Annotated in this window: 23 protein-coding genes, 1 tRNA gene and 1 pseudogene; 20 read left to right on the forward strand and 5 right to left on the reverse strand. The window is 39.4% G+C overall.

Annotated features, from left to right (window positions below; genetic code table 11):
- Positions 1–50: 50 nt before the first annotated feature.
- Positions 51–977 (reverse strand): membrane protein insertase YidC, encoded by a 927-nt coding sequence (yidC, locus tag TZ90_RS08965; RefSeq protein WP_045612759.1) that lies wholly within the window; start codon positions 975–977, stop codon positions 51–53.
- A 77-nt stretch (positions 978–1054) separates the two neighbouring features.
- Positions 1055–1333, reverse strand: coding sequence for an acylphosphatase (locus TZ90_RS08970; RefSeq protein WP_001174612.1), 279 nt, complete (start codon positions 1331–1333; stop codon positions 1055–1057).
- A gap of 33 nt (positions 1334–1366) precedes the next feature.
- Here TZ90_RS08970 and TZ90_RS08975 point away from each other — a divergent pair, with 33 nt between their 5' ends.
- The 11 genes from TZ90_RS08975 (at position 1367) to TZ90_RS09030 (ending at position 10297) form a co-directional block, all read left to right on the forward strand.
- Positions 1367–2107 (forward strand): TrmH family RNA methyltransferase, encoded by a 741-nt coding sequence (locus tag TZ90_RS08975; protein ID WP_045612760.1) that lies wholly within the window; start codon positions 1367–1369, stop codon positions 2105–2107.
- 54 nt (positions 2108–2161) lie between these two features.
- A complete protein-coding gene (locus TZ90_RS08980; protein ID WP_045612761.1) occupies positions 2162–2845 on the forward strand; it encodes a Bax inhibitor-1/YccA family protein in 684 nt (227 codons plus the stop codon).
- A gap of 111 nt (positions 2846–2956) precedes the next feature.
- Positions 2957–3949 carry an aspartate--ammonia ligase gene (gene asnA / locus TZ90_RS08990; protein ID WP_045612763.1) on the forward strand — a complete coding sequence of 331 codons (993 nt, stop codon included), beginning with the start codon at positions 2957–2959 and terminating at the stop codon, positions 3947–3949.
- 64 nt (positions 3950–4013) lie between these two features.
- Positions 4014–4553, forward strand: a complete 540-nt coding sequence (gene rsmD, locus TZ90_RS08995; protein WP_045612764.1) for a 16S rRNA (guanine(966)-N(2))-methyltransferase RsmD — start codon at positions 4014–4016, stop codon at positions 4551–4553.
- Positions 4543–5031 (forward strand): pantetheine-phosphate adenylyltransferase, encoded by a 489-nt coding sequence (gene coaD, locus TZ90_RS09000; protein ID WP_045612765.1) that lies wholly within the window; start codon positions 4543–4545, stop codon positions 5029–5031. The genes rsmD and coaD overlap by 11 nt, the downstream gene beginning before the upstream one ends.
- On the forward strand, positions 5015–6052 hold the full coding sequence (locus TZ90_RS09005) for a SepM family pheromone-processing serine protease (protein WP_045612766.1): 1038 nt from the start codon (positions 5015–5017) through the stop codon (positions 6050–6052). The genes coaD and TZ90_RS09005 overlap by 17 nt, the downstream gene beginning before the upstream one ends.
- 57 nt (positions 6053–6109) lie before the next feature.
- A complete protein-coding gene (locus tag TZ90_RS09010) occupies positions 6110–6340 on the forward strand; it encodes a DUF1146 family protein (RefSeq protein WP_080890781.1) in 231 nt (76 codons plus the stop codon).
- Between the two features lie 23 nt (positions 6341–6363).
- Positions 6364–7647: a UDP-N-acetylglucosamine 1-carboxyvinyltransferase gene (gene murA, locus TZ90_RS09015; protein WP_045612767.1), complete on the forward strand. Its 1284-nt coding sequence runs from the start codon at positions 6364–6366 to the stop codon at positions 7645–7647.
- A complete protein-coding gene (locus tag TZ90_RS09020) occupies positions 7640–7828 on the forward strand; it encodes a DNA-directed RNA polymerase subunit beta (protein ID WP_045612846.1) in 189 nt (62 codons plus the stop codon). Before murA ends, TZ90_RS09020 begins: the two co-directional genes overlap by 8 nt.
- A 38-nt stretch (positions 7829–7866) precedes the next feature.
- Complete coding sequence (locus TZ90_RS09025) at positions 7867–8697, forward strand: DNA/RNA non-specific endonuclease (protein ID WP_045612768.1); 831 nt, start codon at positions 7867–7869, stop codon at positions 8695–8697.
- A 268-nt stretch (positions 8698–8965) separates the two neighbouring features.
- Entirely contained in the window at positions 8966–10297 is a 1332-nt protein-coding gene (locus tag TZ90_RS09030) for a hemolysin family protein (RefSeq protein WP_045612769.1), read from the forward strand.
- Between the two features lie 199 nt (positions 10298–10496).
- Here TZ90_RS09030 and TZ90_RS09035 read toward each other — a convergent pair.
- A tRNA-Cys gene (locus TZ90_RS09035) sits at positions 10497–10567 on the reverse strand.
- Between the two features lie 157 nt (positions 10568–10724).
- Between TZ90_RS09035 and TZ90_RS09040 the strand changes: the two genes are divergently transcribed.
- The 5 genes from TZ90_RS09040 (at position 10725) to TZ90_RS09060 (ending at position 17206) form a co-directional block, all read left to right on the forward strand.
- Positions 10725–12704 carry a peptide ABC transporter substrate-binding protein gene (locus tag TZ90_RS09040; RefSeq protein ID WP_045612770.1) on the forward strand — a complete coding sequence of 660 codons (1980 nt, stop codon included), beginning with the start codon at positions 10725–10727 and terminating at the stop codon, positions 12702–12704.
- A 66-nt stretch (positions 12705–12770) separates the two neighbouring features.
- The gene (locus TZ90_RS09045) at positions 12771–14267 is read left to right on the forward strand and encodes an ABC transporter permease (protein WP_045612771.1); all 1497 of its coding nucleotides are present in this window, start codon (positions 12771–12773) and stop codon (positions 14265–14267) included.
- Complete coding sequence (oppC, locus tag TZ90_RS09050; protein WP_000103691.1) at positions 14267–15193, forward strand: oligopeptide ABC transporter permease OppC; 927 nt, start codon at positions 14267–14269, stop codon at positions 15191–15193. Before TZ90_RS09045 ends, oppC begins: the two co-directional genes overlap by 1 nt.
- 8 nt (positions 15194–15201) lie before the next feature.
- The gene (locus tag TZ90_RS09055; RefSeq protein WP_000159550.1) at positions 15202–16269 is read left to right on the forward strand and encodes an ABC transporter ATP-binding protein; all 1068 of its coding nucleotides are present in this window, start codon (positions 15202–15204) and stop codon (positions 16267–16269) included.
- 10 nt (positions 16270–16279) lie between these two features.
- Positions 16280–17206, forward strand: coding sequence for an ATP-binding cassette domain-containing protein (locus TZ90_RS09060; protein WP_045612772.1), 927 nt, complete (start codon positions 16280–16282; stop codon positions 17204–17206).
- A 440-nt stretch (positions 17207–17646) separates the two neighbouring features.
- Here TZ90_RS09060 and TZ90_RS09070 read toward each other — a convergent pair whose 3' ends face one another.
- Entirely contained in the window at positions 17647–18525 is an 879-nt protein-coding gene (locus TZ90_RS09070) for a LysR family transcriptional regulator (RefSeq protein ID WP_045612773.1), read from the reverse strand.
- A gap of 127 nt (positions 18526–18652) precedes the next feature.
- Positions 18653–19003: a helix-turn-helix domain-containing protein gene (locus TZ90_RS09075; RefSeq protein ID WP_000208712.1), complete on the reverse strand. Its 351-nt coding sequence runs from the start codon at positions 19001–19003 to the stop codon at positions 18653–18655.
- Positions 19004–19361: 358 nt separating this feature from the next.
- Here TZ90_RS09075 and TZ90_RS09080 point away from each other — a divergent pair, with 358 nt between their 5' ends.
- The 4 genes and pseudogenes from TZ90_RS09080 to TZ90_RS10300 all read left to right on the forward strand — a co-directional run.
- Entirely contained in the window at positions 19362–20987 is a 1626-nt protein-coding gene (locus tag TZ90_RS09080) for a malolactic enzyme (protein WP_000123927.1), read from the forward strand.
- A gap of 83 nt (positions 20988–21070) precedes the next feature.
- Positions 21071–22018: an AEC family transporter gene (locus TZ90_RS09085; RefSeq protein WP_045612774.1), complete on the forward strand. Its 948-nt coding sequence runs from the start codon at positions 21071–21073 to the stop codon at positions 22016–22018.
- Positions 22019–22036: 18 nt separating this feature from the next.
- Positions 22037–24565, forward strand: a complete 2529-nt coding sequence (mprF, locus tag TZ90_RS09090) for a bifunctional lysylphosphatidylglycerol flippase/synthetase MprF (protein WP_052691059.1) — start codon at positions 22037–22039, stop codon at positions 24563–24565.
- 103 nt (positions 24566–24668) lie between these two features.
- A pseudogene (locus tag TZ90_RS10300) lies at positions 24669–24788 on the forward strand (IS630 family transposase); the annotation flags it as partial.
- Positions 24789–25109 lie beyond the last annotated feature (321 nt).

Here is a 25109-nt window from a genome sequence, read left to right on the forward strand (position 1 = left end):
ATTTTTGATATTACAAAAAGACTTAGCCATCCAGCTAAGCCTCTTTCTTATTATCTTGAACGTTGTTTTCCAGCGTTGCGATTTTTGTGTTTTTTCTTGCTTGTGATAGCAGTTGGTTGTTCAGGGGTAACGTCTTTTCGTCCGTTTGCTGTTGAGAAAGCACTTGCTTTTGGTGGGTTCTTAGCCAGTTCTTCACGGACTTTTTTGCGAAGTTTTGGACGAACGATATAGTTGACGATAAACTGTTGGAGAATCATCATGAAACCACCGACAACCCAGTAAAGTGTGACACTAGCTGGTGAGAATAGGGAGAAGACGACAATCATGAGTGGGCTCATGTAAATCATTTTCTTGATTTGTTCTCTTTGCATTTCATCTTCTACTCCGTGAAGTGAAAGGAGCGATTGAAGATAGTAAAGAACACCAGCGCAGGCAACCAAAATCATACTTGGAGAACCTAGAGGAATTCCTAGGTAGCTTGCTTGAGCAACTCCTTCAGTATGTTGGGCAGCGAAGTAGATAGCAGAGAAGAAAGGCATTTGAAGGAGGATAGGGAAACATCCTACACCACCAAACATGCTGATGCCGTGCTCTTTTTGAGCAGCAAAGAGAGCTTGTTGGGCTTCGAGTTTTTCTTCTTGAGTAGTTGCTTCTTTGAGGCGCGTTTGGTGTGGCTCAAGGACGTGCTTGAGGGCGTTCATCTTTTCAGAGTGAAGCGTTGCCTTCCATGATTGGTAGATACCAAGTGGCAAGATAATCAAGCGCACGATAATGGTTACGATGATGATACCAACCCCAAAACCAAGTCCCTTGTCATTGGCGAAGTACTTAATGGCTTCAGCCATAGGGGCTCCGATAGTATTCCAAATAAATCCTGTTGGCTGGCCTGTGGCTTTATCGACATTGACACAGCCAGTTAAGACTAGCAACATAGCCACTCCCATAGCTGAGAGTGCAAAACGTTTAATAGATTTCACTGTTTTTATTCCTTCTTTAAAAATTATACCTTTCTATTCTACTGTTTTTTTACAAAATATACAATAGTTCTGGAGACCTAATTTGCGATTTTAAAGTCAGGGTAGGGAGGAAAGTTGCTTAGTTTGACATCTAAGTAGCTGACTTTTGAAAAAGGTGTTGGTCCTTTGCGGATTTCTTGGATAAATTTTGCCATGATAGCAGATGAGTCTGCTTGGGCTAAAATTTCCACTGTGCCATCGTCGTTATTCCATACTCGACCTGTGATGCCACCAATTTCAAGTGCCAAGCTGTAAACACCCCAACGAAAGCCGACTCCTTGCACCCTACCTTGGGCAATCATTCTAACCTTTTGCATACCAAACCCCTTTGATTGTGTTATAATATTTCTATGACTATTATAACCTCAAAAGCCAATTCTGTGGTAAAAAATGCCAAGAAATTACACCAAAAAAAATATCGCAAGTCTGCCTATTTGATTGAAGGCTGGCACTTGTTTGAAGAAGCTGTCCAAGCTGGAGTGACGATTGAGAAAATCTTTGCCATAGAAAATTACCGAGATCAGTTAGCTGCTTTTCCGCAAACTGTCTGGGTATCAGAGGATATTTTGCTAGATTTGGCGGATTCTCAGACTCCACAGGGCATTGTTGCGGTGATTCAAAAAGAAGAAGTAGGACAAGCTGACTTTAGTCAGGGCAAGTTCTTGTTTTTGGAAGATGTGCAAGATCCTGGTAATGTGGGAACTATCATTCGGACTGCGGATGCAGCAGGTTTTACTGGAGTGATTGTTTCAGATAAATCGGCAGATATCTACAGTCTCAAGACTCTACGTTCCATGCAAGGCAGTCACTTCCACCTGCCTATTTACCGGATGTTGAGCCAAGCGCTTCTCGAGAAAGCTAAAAAGGCAGGTATTCCAGTGCTGGCAACAACCCTATCTAAAGATTCTGTTGATTACAGAGAACTGGTTCCTATAGAAAATTTTGTACTAGTTATGGGGAATGAGGGGCAAGGAATTAGTCCCCTCATGGCTGAAAGTGCAGACCAGTTGGTCCACATTAGTATGAAGGGGCAGGCGGAGAGTTTGAATGTTGCCGTTGCAGCCGGTATCTTGATTTTCCATTTAAGCTAATTTTAACTTTCTTTGTTATAATCAAGGAAAGATGTTCATAGAAAAGGAGAAAAGATGAATCACACTATTATTCATGACCGCGCAGGTCTCAATCAATTTTACGCTAAGGTTTATGCCTTTGTTGGTCTGGGGATCGGATTATCCGCTTTAGTATCAGGTCTTATGTTGACGGTCTTTCAATCTCAGTTGGTTTACTTTTTGATGCAGGGACGCCTCTGGTTGACCATTGCTACTTTTGCGGAGTTGGCCTTGGTTTTCGTTGCCAGTAGCATGGCCTTAAAGAATAGTCCAGCGGCTCTTCCAGTATTTTTACTTTACTCAGTATTAAACGGCTTTACCCTTAGTTTTGTGGTGGCCTTCTATACTCCGGGCACAGTTTTATCCGCCTTTGTGTCGAGCGCCCTTCTCTTCTTTGTCATGGCGGCAGTTGGCATGTTCACCAAGAAAGATTTGAGCGGGCTTGGTCGAGCGATGATGGCAGCTCTCATCGGTTTACTGATTGCTATGGTAGTCAATATTTTCTTGGCTAGTGGTTTCTTTGATTATATGATCAGCGTAGCCATGGTCTTGGTCTTCTCTGGGCTGATTGCTTGGGACAACCAAAGAATTCGTCTCGCTTATGAGCAATTACAAGGTCGTGTAGCGACAGGTTGGGTTGTGTCAATGGCTCTTAGTATCTATCTTGATTTTATCAATCTCTTCCTAAGTATTCTACGTATCTTCGGTCGCAATGACTAGAAGGTCCCTGACATCAGTGTTCGAAGGAGCACTGATTTTTTTATATTTGCTCTTTTCTTTTCTTGGAAATAGGTGTATAATGCTTTTAATTAATTTTTTGAGGAGTAGTTTATGAAGAAAAGTTTTATTCATCAACAAGAAGAGATTTCCTTTGTCAAAAACACTTTTACCCAGTATTTGAAAGATAAGTTAGAAGTTGTCGAAGTTCAAGGTCCTATCTTGAGCAGGGTCGGTGACGGGATGCAGGATAATTTATCAGGTGTGGAGAATGCAGTATCAGTCAAGGTTCTCCAAATCCCTGATGCTACTTATGAAGTTGTGCACTCACTTGCTAAATGGAAACGCCATACTTTGGCCCGTTTTGGTTTCGGTGAGGGAGAGGGTCTTTTTGTCCACATGAAGGCCCTTCGTCCAGACGAAGATTCGCTGGATGCGACCCACTCTGTTTATGTTGACCAGTGGGACTGGGAGAAGGTTATCCCAAATGGTCAACGGAATATCGCTTATCTAAAAGAAACAGTTGAGAAGATTTACAAGGCTATTCGTCTTACTGAGCTAGCTGTTGAAGCTCGCTATGACATCGAATCAATCTTGCCAAAACAAATCACTTTTATCCACACAGAAGAGTTGGTAGAACGCTACCCAGACTTGACACCAAAAGAGCGTGAAAATGCTATTTGTAAAGAATTTGGAGCAGTCTTCTTGATCGGTATCGGTGGTGAATTACCAGACGGTAAACCGCACGATGGACGTGCACCAGACTACGATGACTGGACAAGTGAGTCTGAAAATGGTTACAAGGGTCTGAATGGAGATATTCTTGTCTGGAATGAGTCTTTAGGTGGAGCCTTTGAATTGTCCTCTATGGGGATTCGTGTTGATGAAGAAACGCTTCGCCGTCAGGTTGCCATTACAGGTGATGAAGACCGTTTAGAATTGGAATGGCACAAGGCTTTGTTGAATGGCCTATTCCCATTGACAATCGGTGGAGGAATTGGACAATCTCGGATGGCCATGTTCCTACTTCGCAAGAAACACATCGGAGAAGTGCAAACAAGTGTTTGGCCTCAAGAAGTCCGCGATACTTACGAAAATATTTTGTAGAGAATCGAACCGCAAGGTTCGGTTTTCTTTCTCTTTTTGCCCATAATTTGGTATAATAAACGGTATGAAAATCGTATCAGGAATCTATGGGGGGCGTCCCCTCAAGACACTAGAAGGAAAGACGACAAGACCTACTTCGGATAAGGTCAGGGGAGCCATTTTTAACATGATTGGTCCCTACTTTGAAGGGGGATGCGTCTTGGACCTTTATGCAGGTAGTGGTGGTTTATCTATCGAGGCAGTATCGCGTGGCATGTCCAGTGCTGTTTTGGTGGAGCGAGACCGTAAGGCTCAGGCCATCGTGGCTGAAAATATTCAGATGACCAAGGAAGTTGGAAAATTTCAACTCCTCAAGATGGATGCAGAAAGGGCATTGGAACAGGTATCTGGGGAATTTGACCTCATTTTCTTAGACCCTCCTTATGCCAAGGAACAAATCGTAGCAGATATTGAAAAAATGGCTGAGAAAGAGCTTTTTTCTGAAGATGTCATGGTCGTGTGTGAGACGGATAAGGCCGTTGAACTTCCAGAAGAAATTGCCTGCCTGGGCATCTGGAAGGAAAAGATTTATGGAATTAGTAAGGTGACAGTCTATGTCAGATAAGATTGGCTTATTCACAGGCTCATTTGATCCGATGACAAATGGGCATCTGGATATCATTGAACGGGCTAGCAAACTTTTTGATAAGCTCTATGTAGGTATTTTTTTTAATCCCCACAAACAAGGATTTCTCCCTATCGAAAATCGTAAACGGGGGTTAGAAAAGGCTGTGAAACATTTGGAAAATGTTGAAGTCGTGTCTTCTCATGATGAATTGGTGGTTGATGTCGCAAAAAGACTGGGGGCTACTTGTCTAGTGCGGGGGTTGAGGAATGCAGCGGATTTGCAATATGAAGCCAGTTTTGATTACTACAACCATCAGCTGTCTCCTAATATAGAGACCATTTATTTACATAGTCGACCTGAACATCTCTATCTCAGTTCATCCGGTGTTAGAGAGCTTTTGAAGTTTGGTCAGGATATTGCTTGCTATGTTCCCGAGAGTATTTTGGAGGAAATAAGAAATGAAAAAAAAGATTAGATGGCCCTTATATGTCATTGCGGCCTTAATTGTGACTTTCTTGGCATTTGTAGTGCCCTTGCCCTATTATATAGAAGTTCCAGGTGGTTCGGAAGATATTCGCCAAGTCCTTAAAGTCAATGACACAGAAGATAAGGAAGCTGGTGCCTATCAATTCGTTACGGTTGGTGTCCAGCACGCTACTTTAGCCCATATGATTTATGCGTGGTTGACGCCTTTTACAGATATTCGTAGTGCCCAAGAGACTACAGGTGGCTCTTCTGATGTTGAATTTATGCGGATTAATCAATTCTACATGCAAACATCGCAAAATATGGCCAAGTATCAAGGACTAAAAACAGCTGGTAAGGATATTGAACTAAAATATCTTGGGGTTTATGTTTTGACTGTGACGGATAACTCGACCTTTAAAGGGATTCTCAACATCTCTGATACCGTCACAGCAGTCAATGATCAGACCTTTGATAGTTCCAAAGATTTGATTGATTATGTCAATTCTCAAAAACTAGGGGACTCCGTCAAGGTCACCTATGAAGAGGATGGGCAAACCAAGTCTGCAGAAGGTAAGATTATCACCTTGGAAAATGGCAAAAATGGGATTGGAATCGGATTGATTGACCGTACGGAAGTGATCAGTGATGTCCCAATTCGCTTTTCAACAGCTGGTATCGGCGGACCAAGTGCTGGTCTCATGTTTAGTCTGGCCATCTATACCCAAATAGCTGACCCTGGCCTTCGTAATGGTCGTATCGTTGCTGGTACAGGAACCATTGACCGCGATGGGAATGTGGGGGATATTGGAGGTATTGATAAAAAAGTTGTAGCTTCGGCTAGAGAAGGTGCCGCGATTTTCTTTGCCCCTGATAACCCTGTTAGCGAAGAAGAACAAAAAGCACATCCTGATGCTAAAAACAACTACCAAACAGCCCTGGAAGCAGCTAAAACAATCAAGACAGATATGAAAATCGTGCCAGTTAAAACCCTACAAGATGCAATTGATTACTTGAAAAATAATCCCTAGTTTTTAAGTGAAGTTTCCAAACTAGCGCACAAACAGAGAAGATGGTATAATAGTCAAATGGTTCAATTATTATTCACTCTAAGCAGTCACATGCTCTTTATTTATGTGAGTTTTTACCTTTTAAAGGATCTTGTTAGATGGGAAAAAGTCTTAAAAGTGACAACTGAGAACACAGGGAAAGTTCGTTTATTGGTAGCTTTTTTCAGCCTTGTAATGGGATATATCATGAGTTCTTTCTTTATCAGCCTGTATCAGTTGTGGCAAGAAGCGCTTAGAGGATTATTATAAAATCAAATGTAAAGGAAATAAGTATGGAAAAAATTGTGGTTCAAGGTGGCGATAATCGTCTGGTAGGAAGTGTTACGATCGAAGGAGCAAAGAATGCAGTCTTGCCCTTGTTGGCAGCGACTATTCTAGCCAGTGAAGGAAAGACTGTTTTGCAGAACGTTCCTATCTTGTCAGATGTTTTCACGATGAATCAGGTGGTTCGTGGTTTGAATGCCAAGGTGGATTTTGATGAGGAAGCTCATCTTGTCGAGGTGGATGCGACTGGCGATATCACTGAGGAAGCTCCTTACAAGTATGTCAGCAAGATGCGTGCATCTATCGTTGTCTTGGGACCAATTCTTGCTCGTGTAGGTCATGCTAAGGTATCCATGCCAGGTGGTTGTACGATTGGTAGCCGTCCTATTGATCTTCATTTGAAAGGTCTGGAAGCTATGGGGGCTAAGATTAGTCAGACAGCTGGTTACATCGAAGCCAAGGCAGAACGCTTGCATGGCGCTCATATATATATGGACTTTCCAAGTGTTGGTGCAACGCAGAACTTGATGATGGCGGCTACCCTGGCTGATGGGGTGACAGTGATTGAAAATGCTGCGCGTGAGCCTGAGATTGTTGACCTAGCCATTCTCCTCAATGAAATGGGAGCCAAGGTTAAGGGTGCTGGTACAGAGACCATTACCATTACCGGTGTTGAGAAACTTCATGGTACGACTCACAATGTAGTCCAAGACCGTATCGAAGCAGGAACCTTTATGGTAGCTGCTGCCATGACTGGTGGTGATATCTTGATTAAAGACGCTGTCTGGGAGCACAACCGTCCCTTGATTGCCAAATTGCTTGAAATGGGAGTGGAAGTGACAGAGGAGACTGAAGGAATTCGAGTTCGCTCTCAACTAGAAAATCTAAAAGCTGTTCATGTAAAAACCTTGCCCCACCCAGGATTTCCAACAGATATGCAGGCCCAATTTACAGCCTTGATGACCGTCGCAAAAGGCGAATCAACTATGGTGGAGACAGTTTTTGAAAATCGTTTCCAGCACTTAGAAGAAATGCGTCGCATGGGCTTGCATTCTGAGATTATCCGTGATACAGCTCGTATTGTTGGTGGACAAGCTTTGCAGGGGGCAGAAGTTCTTTCGACTGACCTTCGTGCCAGCGCAGCCTTGATTTTGACAGGTTTGGTAGCACAAGGAGAAACTGTAGTTGGTAAATTGGTTCACTTGGATAGAGGTTACTACCGTTTTCATGAGAAGTTGGCACAGCTAGGTGCTAAGATTCAGCGGATTGAGGCAAGTGATGAAGATGAATAAGAAATCAAGATATGTAATCAAGCGTTTACTTCTGGTCATTTTGGTACTGTTTTTAGGTTCTCTAGCCCTAGGTATCGGCTTAATGGTAGGTTATGGAATCTTGGGCAAGGGTCAAGATCCATGGGCTATCCTGTCTCCAGCAAAATGGCAGGAATTGATTCATAAATTTACAGGAAATTAGGCTGGAAAACCAGCCTTTTTCTAGAGATAAGGAGAAATATGAACAAAAAAACAAGACAGACACTAATCGGACTGCTGGTATTGTTACTTTTATCTGCGGGAAGCTACTATATCAAGATCAAGCAGATGCAGTCGACAGCTAATAGTCCCAAAACCAAGCTTAGTCAGAAAAACCAAGCTTCGGAAGCTCCTAGTCAAGAATTGGCAGAAAGTGTCTTAACAGATGCAGTCAAAAGTCAAGTAAAAGGGAGTCTGGAGTGGAATGGCTCGGGTGCTTTTATCGTCAATGGTAATAAAACAAATCTAGATGCCAAGGTTTCAAGTAAACCCTACGCTGATAATAAAACAAAGACAGTGGGCAAGGAAACCGTGCCAACTGTAGCAAATGCCCTCTTGTCTAAGGCTACTCGCCAGTATAAAAATCGTGAAGAAACGGGGAATGGTTCGAATTCATGGACTCCTCCGGGATGGCATCAGGTTAAGAATCTAAAGGGGACTTATACTCATGCGGTCGATAGAGGTCATTTATTAGGCTATGCCTTGATAGGTGGCTTGGATGGTTTTGATGCCTCGACAAGCAATCCTAAAAATATTGCTGTTCAAACAGCCTGGGCAAATCAGGCGCAAGCCGAGGATTCGACAGGGCAAAACTACTATGAAAGCATGGTACGCAAGGCCTTGGATAAAAACAAGCGTGTCCGTTACCGTGTAACCCTTTATTACGCTACAAATGAGGATTTAGTTCCTTCAGCTTCACAGATTGAAGCCAAGTCTTCAGACGGAGAATTGGAATTCAATGTTCTAGTTCCCAATGTTCAAAAGGGGCTTCAACTGGATTACCGAACTGGAGAAGTAACGGTCACTCAGTAAAAGATAAGATAAACTCCTATGTCACTTGTGGATGTAGGGGTTCTTTTTTGGACAATTTAAGTAGGACTAGAATAGACACTGATACTCAATGAAAATCAAAGTGCAAACTAGGAAGCTAGCCGTAGGTTGCTTAAAGCACAGCTTTGAGGTTGCAGATGAAGCTGATGTGGTTTGAAGAAATCTTCGAAGAGTATGAGAAAAAATAATATGTACTGGACTAAATTTTGTGATATAATAAAGGATAAGTTACTATTTTAGGAGAAGAACTATGGAAGACCCAAGTAGTCAGAATTTGTTGCTACAATTTGTTTTATTGTTTATCTTGACGGTATTAAATGCCTTTTTCTCAGCTACAGAAATGGCCATGGTGTCACTAAACCGTGCGCGTGTTGAACAAAAGGCAGAAGAAGGAGATAGACGCTATATCCGTCTGCTGAAGGTACTAGAAAATCCTAACCACTTTTTATCAACTATTCAAGTAGGGATTACCCTGATTACGATTTTGTCAGGGGCGAGTTTGGCAGAAACTCTGGGACGAGAAATTGCATCTTGGCTTGGAAATGGCGAAACAGCTTATGCTATTGCAAGTTTTCTATCTTTAGCATTTTTGACTTATATTTCCATCGTTTTTGGGGAATTGTATCCTAAGAGAATCGCTCTTAATCTAAAGGATGCTTTAGCGATTCGTACAGCGCCGGTTATTATTGGCCTGGGGAAACTAGTTAGTCCCTTTGTCTGGCTCTTGTCTGCGTCTACCAATCTTTTGAGTCGTTTGACTCCTATGACCTTTGATGATGCTGACGAAAAAATGACCCGTGATGAAATTGAGTACATGCTGACAAATAGTGAAGAAACACTTGATGCTGACGAAATTGAGATGTTACAGGGGATTTTTTCACTGGACGAATTGATGGCCAGAGAAGTCATGGTTCCTCGGACGGATGCTTTCATGGTCGATATTCAGGATGATAGTCAAACCATCATCCAAAGTATTTTAAAACAAAATTATTCTCGTATCCCTGTCTATGATGGGGATAAGGACAATGTGATTGGGATCATTCACACCAAGAGTCTCCTTAATGCGGGCTTTGTGGACGGTTTTGACAATATTGTTTGGAAGAAAATCTTACAAGATCCACTTTTTGTTCCTGAAACTATTTTTGTGGATGACTTGTTAAAAGAATTGCGCAATACCCAAAGACAAATGGCAATCTTGCTGGATGAATACGGTGGGATGGCTGGTTTGGTGACCCTGGAAGACCTCTTAGAGGAAATCGTTGGGGAAATCGATGACGAAACAGATAAGGCTGAAATCGAAGTTCATCAAATTGGAGAAGATACTTATATCGTTCAAGGTACCATGAATCTCAATGATTTTAATGACTACTTTGATGTTGAACTGGAAAGTGATGATGTTGATACCATCGCTGGTTATTATTTGACAGGAGTTGGGACCATTCCAACGACTGAGAAACTCAGCTATGAATTGGTCAGCCAAAATAAACAGCTTATCTTAACAAATGATAAAGTGAAAAATGGACGTGTTACCAAGGTAAAAGTCCAAATCACAGAGCTCGAAATAGAAGAGGAAACAGAGTAAACTAGAGGCTTTTGTCACCATGCGTGGCGAAGCTTTTTTCAGTTGATTTTAAAAGGAAATAGTATCCTCGAAAAACTCAGTCCCCAAATCCGCCCCAAAACTTTTCTAAATCTATCCTTATTTATCCGAAGAAAAAATAAAAAAAGCCCTTCAAACTGGGCTTTCTGTTCATTTGAAACCTGACAAATCAAGTTATAGAAGGCGGTAGACGGATTTGAACCGACGATCAAGCTTTTGCAGAGCCGTGCCTTACCACTTGGCTATACCGCCTTAACGTTTATTATTATACCTTGAAAATGATTTTCAGTCAATAGCTTTTTCAGATTTTTTGTGTCAATAAGCCTAAATATTCTGAAAATTCGTTTACTTTTCTTGAAATCTATGGTATAATTGATGATAACCTATACTTTATCAGAGGAGTAAATAAATGAAAAAAAGTAGAGTCTTTGTTGCAGCAGGAGTTGCTTTATTGGCAACAGGTGTGTTAGTAGCTTGTGGGAATTCAAAATCATCTGATTCGACAGCTCCAAAAACCTATGGCTATGTCTATTCGGCTGACCCAGAAACATTAGATTATCTTATCTCTGGAAAAGAGAGTACGAAAGTGGCTACTTCAAACGGAATCGATGGTCTCTTCACAAATGACAAATACGGGAATTTGACTCCTGCGGTTGCAGAAGATTGGTCTGTATCAAAAGATGGATTGACTTATACCTACAAAATTCGTAAAGGTGTCAAATGGATGACATCTGATGGTGAAGAATATGCTGAAGTGACTGCTAAAGATTTCGTGAATGGATTGAAACATGCGGCAGATAAGAAATCAGAAGCTCTATATCTAGCTGAAACTTCTGTTAAAGGTTTATCTGATTATTTGGCTGGGAATTCAAAAGATTTCTCTACAGTAGGTGTTAAAGCGGTTGATGACTATACTCTTGAGTATACTTTGAACCAACCAGAACCTTACTGGAACTCTAAGATGGTTTATTCAATTTTCTGGCCATTAAACGAAGAATTTGAAAAATCAAAAGGCTCTGATTTTGCTAAGGCGACAGATCCTACATCATTGCTATATAATGGACCTTTCTTGCTCAAAGGTTTGACTGCTAAATCTTCTATCGAATTTGCTAAGAACGAGCAGTACTGGGATAAAGAGAATGTTCATTTAGATACAGCAACACTTGCATATTTTGATGGTTCGGACCAAGAATCACTTGAGCGTAACTTTACAAGTGGAGCTTATAGTTTTGCTCGTCTTTACCCAACAAGTTCAAACTTCTCAAAGGTAGAGGAGTCATACAAGGATAATATTTTCTACACTCCGTCAGGAGCTGGTATTGGAGGTTTAGGTGTAAATATTGATCGTCAAAATTACAAATATACATCTAAAACGACAGATGAAGAGAAAACATCCACTAAGAAAGCTCTTCTTAACAAAGACTTCCGCCAAGCCTTGAACTTTGCCTTTGACCGTACAGGTTATTCTGCTCAAGTTAACGGTAAAGAAGGTGCTCCTCTCGCAGTTCGTAATTTATTTGTGAAACCAGACTTTGTGACTGCAGGCGAAAAAACTTTCGGTGACTTGGTTGCTGAAAAAGTTAAGACTTATGGAGATGAGTGGAAAGATGTAAACTTTGCTGATGGTCAAGACGGTCTCTTTAACGCTGACAAAGCTAAAGCAGAATTTGCTAAAGCTAAAACTGCTCTGGAAGCAGAAGGTGTGAAATTCCCTATCCACTTGGATGTTCCAGTAGACCAAACCTCTAAAAACTTTGTCGCACGGATTCAGTCGTTCAAACAATCAGTTGAAAAAGTTTTAGGCGAAGAAAATGTTGTCATCGATATTCAACAAATTTCTAAAGATGAATTCTTTAATGCGACTTATTATGCTGCTAATGCGGCAGCTGAGGATTGGGATCTTTCAGGTGCGGTTGGATGGAATCCTGACTATGAAGATCCATCAACTTACCTTGATATCCTTAAATCAACTAATAGTGAGCAAACGAAAACTTATATGGGGTATGATGACCCATCAAATGCAGCTGCAGCTAAAGTTGGTGTGAAAGATTACGATAAATTGCTTGATGAAGCTGGAAAAGAAACAAGTGATCTTAACAAACGTTATGAAAAATATGCTTCTGCTCAAGCTTGGTTGACAGACAGTTCACTCTTCTTACCAGCTATGTCTTCTAGTGGTGCTGCACCATTCATTTCTCGTGTTGTACCATTCTCAGCTTCTTATAGCCAATCTGGAGACAAAGGTTCAAATCTCTACTTCAAATATATTCAGTTACAAGACAAAGTTGTAACAAAGGCTGATTATGAACAAGCTCGTGAGAAATGGCTCAAAGAGAAAAAAGAATCAAACGAAAAAGTTCAAAAAGAATTGACTAAACACGTTAAATAAATAACTCTCAAGGGAACTTTCTCTCCATGAGGAGAAGGTTCTTTTGGGATTTAAAAAGGAAACGATATGAAGAAATATATTTTTATGCGTGTCTTGCGGTCATTGGTTTCTATCTTCTTAGTAACAACCTTGACTTACACGATTATCTATACAATGGTTCCTCGAAAATTGATTTTCAAACAGGATACCAACTATAACAAGATTGCGACAACTGCTGATAAACGTGATAACTATGAAAATACTGTTTATGAGCGTATGGGCTATATCGAGTACTACGATACCAAAGAGTTGCAAGAAAAAGCTAGCCAGATGGATGCCTCTGTAACCGTTGAAGCCAATGACACCAACAAGGCTATCTATGAAAAATACATCAAACAAATCGGTCATGGTTGGACCTTGGGAGAATTTACTGAAAGTGGTCAATTCTACGCTACTCGTGAAATCCCAATTTTTGAACGTGTTTTCAAATTCTATGCTAACTTGATTGATATTGACCATACAAATAAAATTCAAGATCCTGACAATCCAGATTTGAAGCGTTACCTTCGTTTCGAAAACGATCCAGCAATCGGATGGTCATTGGTTGGTTCAGGTACCAAACACAAATATCTCTTGTACTTCAACAGTCAGTTCCCATTTGTGCATCAAAATTTTGTGAACATTAATTTAGGTGACTCTTATCCAACCTATGCTAATAGTCCTGTTTTACAGGTTATTACTCAGGGACAAGGGCAAACAAAAACTTCGCAAGTTCAGTTCCCAACAGGTAAGAAAACTTCTTCTGTAAATATTTACTCAAGAACCTACAAATCACCTAGTCAGGCTGATTCTCGTGAAGTAGCCAACTACGGAAAAGATGATCCTTATACAGCTACTGAAAGTAACTACCAATATCCTTCTATGATTGCCAGCTCTGCTGTCGTTGGATTGATCGGTTTGGTAATTTCTTATGCGATTGCCGTGCCGCTTGGTTCAGCTATGGCTCGTTTCAAGAACACTTGGATTGATAGTTTTTCAACAGGGGCTTTGACCTTCTTGATGGCTCTTCCAACAATTGCCTTGGTTTATATCGTTCGTTTGGCTGGTTCTTCAATCGGCTTGCCAGATTCATTCCCTATCTTGGGTGCTGGAGATTGGCGTTCATATGTTTTACCAGCAGTTATTCTTGGTTTATTGGGGGCTCCTGGTACAGCTATTTGGATTCGTCGTTATATGATTGACTTGCAATCACAAGATTTTGTACGTTTTGCTCGTGCAAAAGGTTTGTCTGAAAAAGAAATTTCAAACAAACACATCTTTAAAAATGCCATGGTTCCACTTGTTTCAGGAATTCCTGGTGCCGTTATCGGGGTTATCGGTGGTGCAACTCTTACTGAAACAGTCTTCGCCTTCCCAGGTATGGGTAAAATGTTGATTGACTCTGTAAAAGCATCTAATAACTCTATGGTCGTTGGTCTTGTCTTCATCTTTACATGTATTTCTATCTTCTCACTTCTTTTGGGAGATATTTGGATGACGATTATTGATCCACGTATTAAATTGACTGAGAAAGGAGGCAAATAATGTCTACAATCGATAAAGAAAAATTTCAGTTTGTAAAACGTGACGATTTTGCCTCTGAAGCCATTGATGCGCCAGCTTATTCATACTGGGGTTCAGTATTTAGACAGTTTATGAAGAAAAAATCAACTGTGGTTATGTTGGGAATCTTGGTAGCCATCATTTTGATGAGTTTCATCTACCCAATGTTTTCTAAGTTTGATTTCAATGATGTCAGCAAGGTAAACGACTTTAGTGCTCGTTATATCAAGCCAAATGCGGAGCATTGGTTCGGTACCGATAGTAACGGTAAATCTCTCTTTGACGGTGTCTGGTTCGGAGCTCGTAACTCTATCCTTATTTCTGTGATTGCTACAGTGATTAACTTGGTTATCGGTGTCTTTGTCGGCGGTATTTGGGGAATTTCAAAATCAGTTGACCGTGTCATGATGGAAGTTTACAACGTCATCTCAAACATCCCATCTCTTTTGATTGTCATTGTCTTGACTTACTCAATCGGAGCTGGATTCTGGAATCTGATTTTTGCCATGAGTGTGACAACATGGATCGGAATTGCCTTCATGATCCGTGTGCAAATCTTGCGTTATCGTGATTTGGAATACAACTTGGCGTCACGTACTTTGGGAACACCAACCTTGAAGATTGTTGCCAAAAACATTATGCCACAATTGGTATCTGTTATTGTGACAACGATGACTCAGATGCTTCCAAGCTTTATCTCATACGAAGCCTTCTTGTCATTCTTCGGTCTTGGATTACCAATTACAGTACCAAGTTTGGGTCGTTTGATTTCGGATTATTCACAAAACGTAACAACCAATGCTTACTTGTTCTGGATTCCATTGACAACTCTTGTCTTGGTATCCTTGTCCCTTTTCGTAGTTGGTCAAAACTTAGCGGATGCTAGTGATCCACGTACACATAGATAGGAGTAGAAATGACAAAAGAAAAAAATGTAATTTTGACTGCTCGCGATATTGTCGTGGAATTTGACGTTCGTGACAAAGTATTGACAGCTATTCGCGGCGTTTCCCTTGAACTAGTTGAAGGAGAAGTGTTGGCCTTGGTAGGTGAGTCAGGATCAGGTAAATCTGTTTTGACAAAGACCTTCACAGGTATGCTCGAAGAAAATGGTCGCATTGCCCAAGGTAGCATTGACTACCGTGGTCAGGATTTGACAGCCTTGTCTTCTCACAAGGATTGGGAACAAATTCGTGGTGCTAAGATTGCGACTATCTTCCAGGATCCAATGACTAGTTTGGACCCAATTAAAACAATTGGTAGTCAGATTACTGAAGTTATTGTAAAACACCAAGGGAAAACAGCCAAGGAAGCAAAAGAATTGGCTATTGACTACATGAATAAGGTTGGGATTCCAGACGCAGATAGACGTTTTGATGAATACCCATTCCAATATTCTGGAGGAATGCGTCAACGTATCGTTATTGCCATTGCCCTTGCCTGCCGACCTGATGTCTTGATCTGTGATGAGCCAACGACAGCCTTGGATGTGACTATTCAAGCACAGATTATTGATTTGCTCAAATCATTACAAAACGAGTACCATTTCACAACAATCTTTATCACCCATGACCTTGGTGTGGTAGCAAGTATTGCGGATAAGGTAGCGGTTATGTATGCAGGAGAAATCGTTGAATATGGAACTGTTGAGGAAGTCTTCTATGACCCTCGTCATCCATATACATGGAGTCTCTTGTCTAGCTTGCCTCAGCTTGCTGATGATAAAGGGGATCTTTACTCAATTCCAGGAACACCTCCGTCACTTTATACTGATCTGAAAGGGGATGCCTTTGCCTTGCGTTCAGACTATGCAATGCAAATTGACTTCGAACAAAAAGCTCCTCAATTCTCAGTATCAGAGACACATTGGGCTAAAACTTGGCTTCTTCATGAGGATGCTCCAAAAGTAGAAAAACCAGCTGTGATTGCAAATCTCCACGATAAGATCCGTGAAAAAATGGGATTTGCCCATCTGGCTGACTAGGAGGAAGGAAATGTCTGAAAAATTAGTAGAAATCAAAGATTTAGAAATTTCCTTCGGTGAAGGAAGTAAGAAGTTTGTCGCGGTTAAAAATGCCAACTTCTTTATCAATAAGGGAGAAACTTTCTCGCTTGTTGGTGAGTCAGGTAGTGGGAAAACAACTATTGGTCGTGCCATCATTGGTCTAAATGACACAAGTAATGGTGATATCATTTTTGATGGTCAAAAGATTAATGGTAAGAAATCGCGTGAACAAGCTGCGGAATTGATTCGTCGTATCCAGATGATTTTCCAAGACCCTGCAGCAAGTTTGAATGAACGTGCGACTGTTGATTATATTATTTCTGAAGGTCTTTACAATCACCGTCTATTTAAGGATGAAGAAGAACGTAAAGAGAAAGTTAAAAATATTATCCGTGAAGTGGGGCTTCTTGCTGAGCACTTGACTCGTTACCCTCATGAATTCTCAGGTGGTCAACGTCAACGTATCGGTATTGCCCGTGCCTTGGTCATGCAACCAGACTTTGTTATTGCGGATGAGCCCATTTCAGCCTTGGACGTTTCTGTGCGTGCTCAAGTCTTGAACTTGCTCAAAAAATTCCAAAAAGAACTTGGTTTGACCTATCTCTTCATCGCCCATGACTTGTCGGTTGTTCGCTTTATTTCAGATCGTATCGCAGTTATTTACAAGGGTGTTATTGTAGAGGTTGCTGAAACAGAAGAATTGTTTAACAATCCAATTCACCCATATACTCAGGCCTTGCTTTCAGCGGTTCCAATTCCAGATCCAATCTTGGAACGTAAGAAGGTCTTGAAGGTTTACGACCCAAGTCAACACGACTATGAGATTGATAAGCCATCTATGGTAGAAATCCGTCCAGGTCACTATGTTTGGGCTAACCAAGCCGAATTGACGCGTTACCAAAAAGGATTAAACTAATAATGGTTTTATAATTTCCATATCAACTTTTGTGGAAATTATAAACCTTTTTTTGTTGGACTGATTTGAAAAAACTTTGAAAGAATTTTCAAAAGAAATAGAATTCTTAGAAAATCATTGAATTATAGTGAGATGAAATAAAATCTGAACAACTCGATTAGGAAAGTCAAATTAATTTCTAGAAAAGTTTTAGAAGTCGCGACGTATTATTCTAGCTTCAATCTACTATAGTCTAATACTCTTCGAAAATCTCTTCAAACCACGTCAGCGTCGCCTTACCGTATATATGTGACTGACTTCGTCAGTCTTATCTATAACCTCAAAACAGTGTTTTGAGCAGCCTGCGGCTAGCTTCCTAGTTTGCTTTTTGATTTTCATTGAGTATAATATCTATAATGTAAAAAACTCTAGCTATCAGTTCATTGATAGTTAGAGTTTTTCTATTCATATGATTTAAGGAGTTTAAATAAAGCTTCTATTTCTGATGACGGTGTAGCTGATTTAAGGTAAGCGTAATAAACTGTAAAAGTTATCTTGTCCTTCGGTATAAGAGGAATTTTTATTAAATCATCATCTTCATCAGAAAGTGCGATATCAGCCAGTAAACTAAGGCCAATCCCTTTCTTTAAAAGTTCTTTAAGAATGACAATGTCATCAGTCTTAAAGAATATTTCTGCCTTGTTTTGATACTTTTGATTAAGCGTTTCAAAAGCTTTCAGGTGAACAAAGTGTTCGTCTAAGAGTATAAAGGATTGATCTGCTAATTCTTCAAAAGCGAGGGAAGGAGCAGTGGCAAAAGGATGGTTCTTAGATAAAACGACATACAGTTCTTTATGAAATAGCTCGTGTGACTCTATTGAAGGATAGTTGAGAGGTTCAATCAAACCGAGTAGGCTTGCATCAAGGTCTCCTTGGATGAGAAGGTTTAATAACTCCACGGAGCCACCGCGGATAGGGCGTACCTTTTTTAAAAAATTGAATTTATCTTTTTCGTTTAAGGCAGCAAAGAGATACTGAATGATAATAGGAGGGAATCCTACAGTAGAGTATTGTGCCAAGGAGCGATTAATTTCTTTGCGAGTAGAAATGACCTCAGGTAAAATCAGTTCTGTATGCTTTAGAAGGATTTGTCCTTGAGGAGTTAGCTTGAAGGAACGATGCGAGGGGTCATGGTGAATCAATTTGCAGTTAAAGGATTCCTCTAAGCGCTTGATAGTATAAGAAATAGATGGTTGGCTGACTTTATGTTGTTTTGCTACTTCCGTATAGGATTGAAGCTGGCAGAGATCATAAAAATATTGTAGATCTTTTAAATTCATATGGGCTCACTTTCATTAGTTGGAGAAGGAAAATAAGTGGAAAACAGCAGATAAATAATTTTTATCCGTATCCTACAATTTGACTATACGAGTATTCACCAGTTAAAATGTAAGTGAGTCAGGGATCTCAAAGATTATCTAAGATACTCTCAAAAATGACCAACATCTTTTCTCGTTTATCAATAGGGAGTTGTTTAATCTTCATGTTGATTCTTTTGAGTGAAAGATTGTCACTCTTATCAGAGGTTGATTCAAGGCTATCAAAATTGAAAAATTCCTCTGGGGTCATTTCTAGTGCGTCAATCACTTTTTCAAGACTGTGAATGGTCAGATTCACATTTTGGTTTTCAAGTTGATTGATATACTTAAGCCCGAGTCCTGCTTGTTCCGAAAGTTCTTCCTGGCTCATTTTATTCTGTGTTCGAAAATATTTCACTTTTTGGGAAATATATTGTTGTAAATAGTTTTTAGTTGTCATATAAATAGAATACAAGTTTTATATGACAAAAAAACACCTTAAAAAATACAAAGTACTACATAACATACTTATATGATATTTATTTTAATTAGGATTGTCAATTTGTATGATTGGTTTCTTTTACTCGAAACTTTTAGTAAAGAGTGATCATCGAGAGTTTGGTGAGTTCAGAAATTTATAAAATATAACAACTTAAAGTATTATCAATAATAGTGTTTTAAGTATAAAATAGCCTATTAGAAATTGTTCTCGTAGACTCATTATAACATATGCGTATACAATTGTATCATTTAAACAACAAAGTTTTACGAACAATTCGTTTCATGTGGTATAATATAAGTAAAAAGGAGGTTGCACTATGACTGCACATGATATTTTAAACAATCCTTTCCTCAATAAAGGTACTGCCTTTACCTTAGAGGAGCGAAAGGAACTAGGCCTTATTGGTTTACTGCCACCGTATGTTCAAACGATTGAAGAACAAGCGGCGCAAACTTATGCACAAATGCAAACAAAAGCCAATGATTTGGAAAAACGTCTTTTCCTAATGGAAATTTTTAATACCAACAGGACTCTTTTCTATTACCTCTTTTCTCAACATTTGGAAGAATTCAATCCAATTGTATATGATCCAACCATTGCAGATACGATTGAAGGCTATAGTGATCTTTTTGTAGATCCCCAATATGCGGGATATCTTGATATTAATCATCCTGAAAATATTGAAGCTACTTTGAAAAACGCTGCCGGGGGTCGCGAGATTCGTCTCATTGTTGTAACAGATGCAGAAGGAATCCTTGGAATTGGCGACTGGGGAACAAATGGTGTCGATATTTCTGTTGGGAAATTGATGGTCTATACGGGTGCTGCTGGAATCGATCCTTCGATGGTCCTTCCTTTAGTCATTGATGCAGGGACTAACCGTGAAGAACTTCGTAACAATCCTAATTACTTAGGAAATCGTCACGAACGGGTCCGCGGAGAACGTTACTACGACTTCATTGACCAATTTGTTCAAACAGCAGAACGTCTCTTTCCTAAGCTCTACCTTCACTGGGAAGACTTTGGCCGCTTGAATGCTGCCAATATTCTTGAAAAATACCGGAAACAAATTCCGACCTTTAATGATGATATTCAAGGTACAGGAATCGTTACCTTGGGTGGTATCTTTGGTTCGCTGGATATTAGTGGTGAAAAATTAACAGATCAAGTTTATCTCTGCTATGGTGGTGGTACTGCGGGTGCAGGAATTGCCTCTCGTGTTCTTCGTGAAATGGTAAGTGAAGGTCTTTCTGAAGAAGAAGCCTATAAACGTTTCTTTATGGTTGATAAACAAGGTCTTCTCTTTGATGACATGGATGGCTTGACACCAGAGCAAAAACCATTTGCTAAGAAACGTGCTGACTTTAGTAACGCAGATAAATTGACTGATCTGCTTGAAGTAGTGAAGACTGTGAAGCCAACCATTCTTGTAGGAACTTCAACTCAACCTAATACCTTCACTAAAGAAATAGTAGAAGCTATGTGTGAAAACACAGAACGTCCAATGATCTTCCCTTTGTCAAATCCAACTAAATTGGCAGAAGCTAGTGCCAAAGATTTGATAGAATGGTCAGATGGCAAAGCTTTTGTCGCAACAGGAATTCCTGCTGGTACGGTGTCTTATAAAGGTGTAGACTATGTCATTGGTCAAGCTAATAATGCTTTGATTTACCCAGGTCTTGGATTAGGTATGCTGGCTTCTGAAGCTAGCCTTCTAACAGATGAAATGATTGGGGCAGCGGCTCATTCATTGAGTGGTATTGTCAATCCAGGCCAACCAGGAGCTCCTGTCTTGCCACCATTCAAGTATGTAGCAGATGTTTCTATTAAAGTAGCAGAAGCAGTCGCTAAAAAAGCACAAGAGCAAGGACTTGCACGCGCTAAGGAAACAGATATGGCCAAAGCAGTTCGTGATTTGAAGTGGTATCCAGAGTATAAATAAGTAAATTTAATTGGGGTGTACGAGTGCGACTGGATGCCTCGTACGCCTTTTGCTGTATGTCCTATTATATAGAAAGGGAGACTATGGAAATCTTTATAACGTCAATTCAGAGTATTGTACCCATTATCGTCATCATCATTCTTGGTTATTTCTTGCAAGTCCGCGGTTGGTTCCAAGAGAGTTTCGGAAATGACTTGTCTAAACTTATTATGAATGTGGCCATGCCCGTTGCAATTTTCACCTCTGTTCTTAAATATTTAACTTTAGATAAGCTGATTAGCTTGTCTGGCGGTTTGCTCTATACGTTTATCGCCTTCATTCTTGGTTACCTAGCGGCCTTTATCGCGGTGAAAGTTTTTAGAGTGCGCCCAGGACGCCGAGGAACCATGATTAATACCTTTGTCAATGCCAATACCATATTTATTGGTTTGCCTTTAAATATCGCTCTGTTTGGAAATCAAGCCCTTCCATATTTCTTAGTGTATTATATTACAAATACAGTATCTACTTGGACATTAGGTGTCTATCTGATGACGTCTGATAGCAAAGAAGGGGCTTCAAAACAGGCTCAAAAATTTAATTGGAAGAAGCTCTTCCCTGCTCCTTTGTTAGGATTTCTCGTAGCCCTCGCCTTTTTAGTGCTCCGTCTTCCTGTTCCAAGTTTTGTGGAAAGTACCTTGACCTATATTGGTAGTTTAACAACGCCTTTATCACTTGTCTATATTGGTATCGTTCTAGCGAAGGCAGGACTTAAGACGATTCGCTTTGATAAGGATACCATTATCACACTGGTTGGTCGTTTTATCCTTGCACCGGTCATCATGCTCCTAGTTTTGAAATTCTTCTCTCCAAATATGGTAGCACCAGAATTTAGGACCTTTATGATCCAATCAGCAACACCTGCTCTAGCGGTTCTTCCTATTCTTGCCAATCAAGGAAAAGGTAATGTTGAGTTTTCAACGAATGTGGTCACTCTCAGTACGGTTTTATTTGTGATTGTGATTCCGATTTTACAGACATTATTAGGATAAAAGGAGTAGAGTTTGCAAATGTTTTTAAATTGGGTTAAAAAATGGCAAACACTTATCAAACTCGTCTTATTTATATCTATTACTAGTCTAGCTATTGTAGAGATAACTAGACTTTTTAAAACAATTTCGTTTGATAAGATTGAAGAAATATTGGGGGAACTGTCTCCACTAAATGTCATCTGTTTGGCACTGTTTGGTTTTATGGCCGTTGCGCCAATGATCTTCTATGATAGTATCTTAAATAAAGAGCTAAATCAGAAACAAACATTTTCTTACTTACTAGAAACTAGCTGGACAATTAATAGCTTGAATAATATGATAGGCTTTGCCGGCTTGATAGATATTGGTTTACGATATTCTTTCTATGGAGATAAAGAACGACCTGAAAAAAGTATGCAGGGAATTTCTCGTGTTATTCCTTATTTCATGAGTGGATTTTCACTGTTTACCCTGATAAGCTTGGTTTTGACAGGTTTATTCCCTTTATCAATTGGGAGTAAGCAGTATTGGCCAGTCCTGTTAGGAGCTAGTCTCTATCTCCCAATTGTTTTATTTGTTTCAAATAGGAAAAATTGGGCCTATTTTGGCCAGCTTGGTGGAAAGACGATGTTATCTTTAGTATTAGCTTCTGCCCTTGATTGGGCTTGCGTACTAAGTTTTTTCCTTTTGGTTGGGTATATTTTGGGCTATAATTTACCAATTTATGATGTAATCCCCCTCTTTATGATTGCTATTACAATTGGGATTATGTCAATGATTCCAGGTAGTCTAGGTAGTTTTGATTTAATTATGGTATCTGGTTTAGTTGGTCTTGGGCTTGATAAAGCTCAGGCACTAAGTTGGTTACTTGTATTTCGATTATTCTATTATATTCTCCCTTTCTGTTTAGGAGTTGTTTTATTCTTAAAAAATATGGGTGGACGACTAAATGAGAAATATTTAGGAATTCCCCAAAAGGTCATTGAGGCCTTATCTAGTATAGTATTGGTTTGGGGGTTGCGACTCTTTGGTTTCTTTCTTATCGTTTCAGCCATAGTTCCTCAAGAATTAGGACATCTTCCTTTGCTTAAAGAACTTTCACCGAGCACTGGACAGTTTGTTTTTCAACTTCCTAGTATTGTTTTTGGTGTTCTATTCTTTCTGCTAGCAAGATTAGTTAGAAGACGCTTAAAATTCACATTAATGCTAGCTAACGTGCTAAGTGTTACTAGTCTCATTTATTTAAATATTGGTTCTTTTTCTTTAATAAGTAGTATTTTCTTAATCAAACTTTTATCTCTCATTTGGTGGAAGAAAGATACATTTGTTCGCAGGCATTATATCTATGCTTGGGAAGATTGTTGTAAAGATATTATTTATATTGGTGGAACGCTCTTTTTGACACTTCTTTTGCTGGGACATTTGAATCCTCATCATGTGTTTAAGTTAAAACATCTCTCTCATCTGGTTACACACTGGATTCATCTTCTCGGCTTGTCTCTGATATTGGTGATGTTGTATATTTTAGTTCTTCGTGAAAGTAATCAAACCAAAGAGAATTTTGGAGAAGTTTTCGATAAGCAACGTTATCAAGACTTTATTGCAACAATACCAAATATAAATTTAGATGCTGCCCTGGCTTATTTAGATGACAAATACCTTTATTGGTACCAAGAGGATGGTCAAGACAAGGTTGTTTTCCAATTTGCAATTGATAATAATAAATGTGTCGTTATGTCGGATCCACTAGCACAGTCAGGATACTTAGAAAAAGGCTTATCGAAGTTTTTAGAGGATGCGGAGGACACAAATGTCTCTGTTATTTTCTACGAAATTAATCAAGAAATCACCCTATTACTTCATGAATATGGGTACGACTTTATGAAATTTGGGGAGACTGCTCAGGTATTACTCGATAGATTTACAACCGAAGGAAAACAAGGAAAGAAATTTAGAACAGTTGTTAATAGGTTAGAAAGCAAGGGGTATCAATTCCAAGTATTACAACCACCTTTTGATAAGAAGTTGCTTAACACCCTTAAAGAAATATCGGATAATTGGCTAGATGGTCGCCAAGAAAAAGGGTTTTCACTTGGATTTTTTGATGAGAAGTACATTCAATTAGCACCAATAGCTCTTGTAAGGGATAAGGAAGATAAGGTTCAGGCTTTTGTTACCTTTTTAGCTTGTAATGGTCCTGAAGAAGCTAGCATCGATTTGATGCGCTACCACTTAAGGACAGCACCCAATGGTATTATGGATTATCTCTTTGTGAAATTATTACTTCATTTTAAAGAAGAAGGAGTTAGTTTATTTGAATTAGGCATGGCGCCGTTGTCAAATGTAGGAACTGAGAAACATAGCTTTCTACAAGAAAAAGTAGCCTATCTCATCTATGCCTTCACTAATCGATTCTATTCATTTAGTGGTCTTAGACAGTATAAACAAAAGTTTAATCCTATCTGGACACCTAGATATGTTGCCTATCCTCGGGATACTTGGCTTATTTTGGATATGTTAGCAATCTACAGAGTTGATAACCGAAAAGTAAAGAGATTGTCGTATTGACTATTGGTTTTAAACAGTATAAAATAACTGTCGATTTTTTGTCCGACTGCCAAGAGTCAGTTTAATACTATACTAAAATCAAAACGCATTATATAATAGTGATATGAAATCAACCAAAGAAGAAATACAAGCCATCAAAACACTTTTAAAAGACTCTAGTACAACTAAATACCATAAAAGTCTTCAAATCGTTCTATTTTGTATAATGGGAAAATCTTTGAAATTATCCTAAAAGAATTGGGAGCATCCTGAAAGAATTTGAAAGAATTTTCGAAAAATTTTAAAAAATTCTGAAATATTCTTGACAGCTAATGAAAAAGGTGGTAAGATAGGAAACATCAAAAAAGAAAGCAGAAAAAGAAATGAATAAGAAACAAGCTGTAACGATGAATCAAAACTTTTACTTTAGCTACTTTAGATAGTGTTTGTAGACATGTCACCATGGATGCAAACAGTTCAAGCAATTTGTTTGTATCTATGTGGCTAAGATTTTTGATTGTGGTCCATATAGATGAATATCTAAATGGACTAGCTAAGTTGTAAC

The sequence above is a fragment of the Streptococcus mitis genome (genome assembly GCF_000960005.1).
Lineage (GTDB): Bacteria > Bacillota > Bacilli > Lactobacillales > Streptococcaceae > Streptococcus > Streptococcus mitis_CK.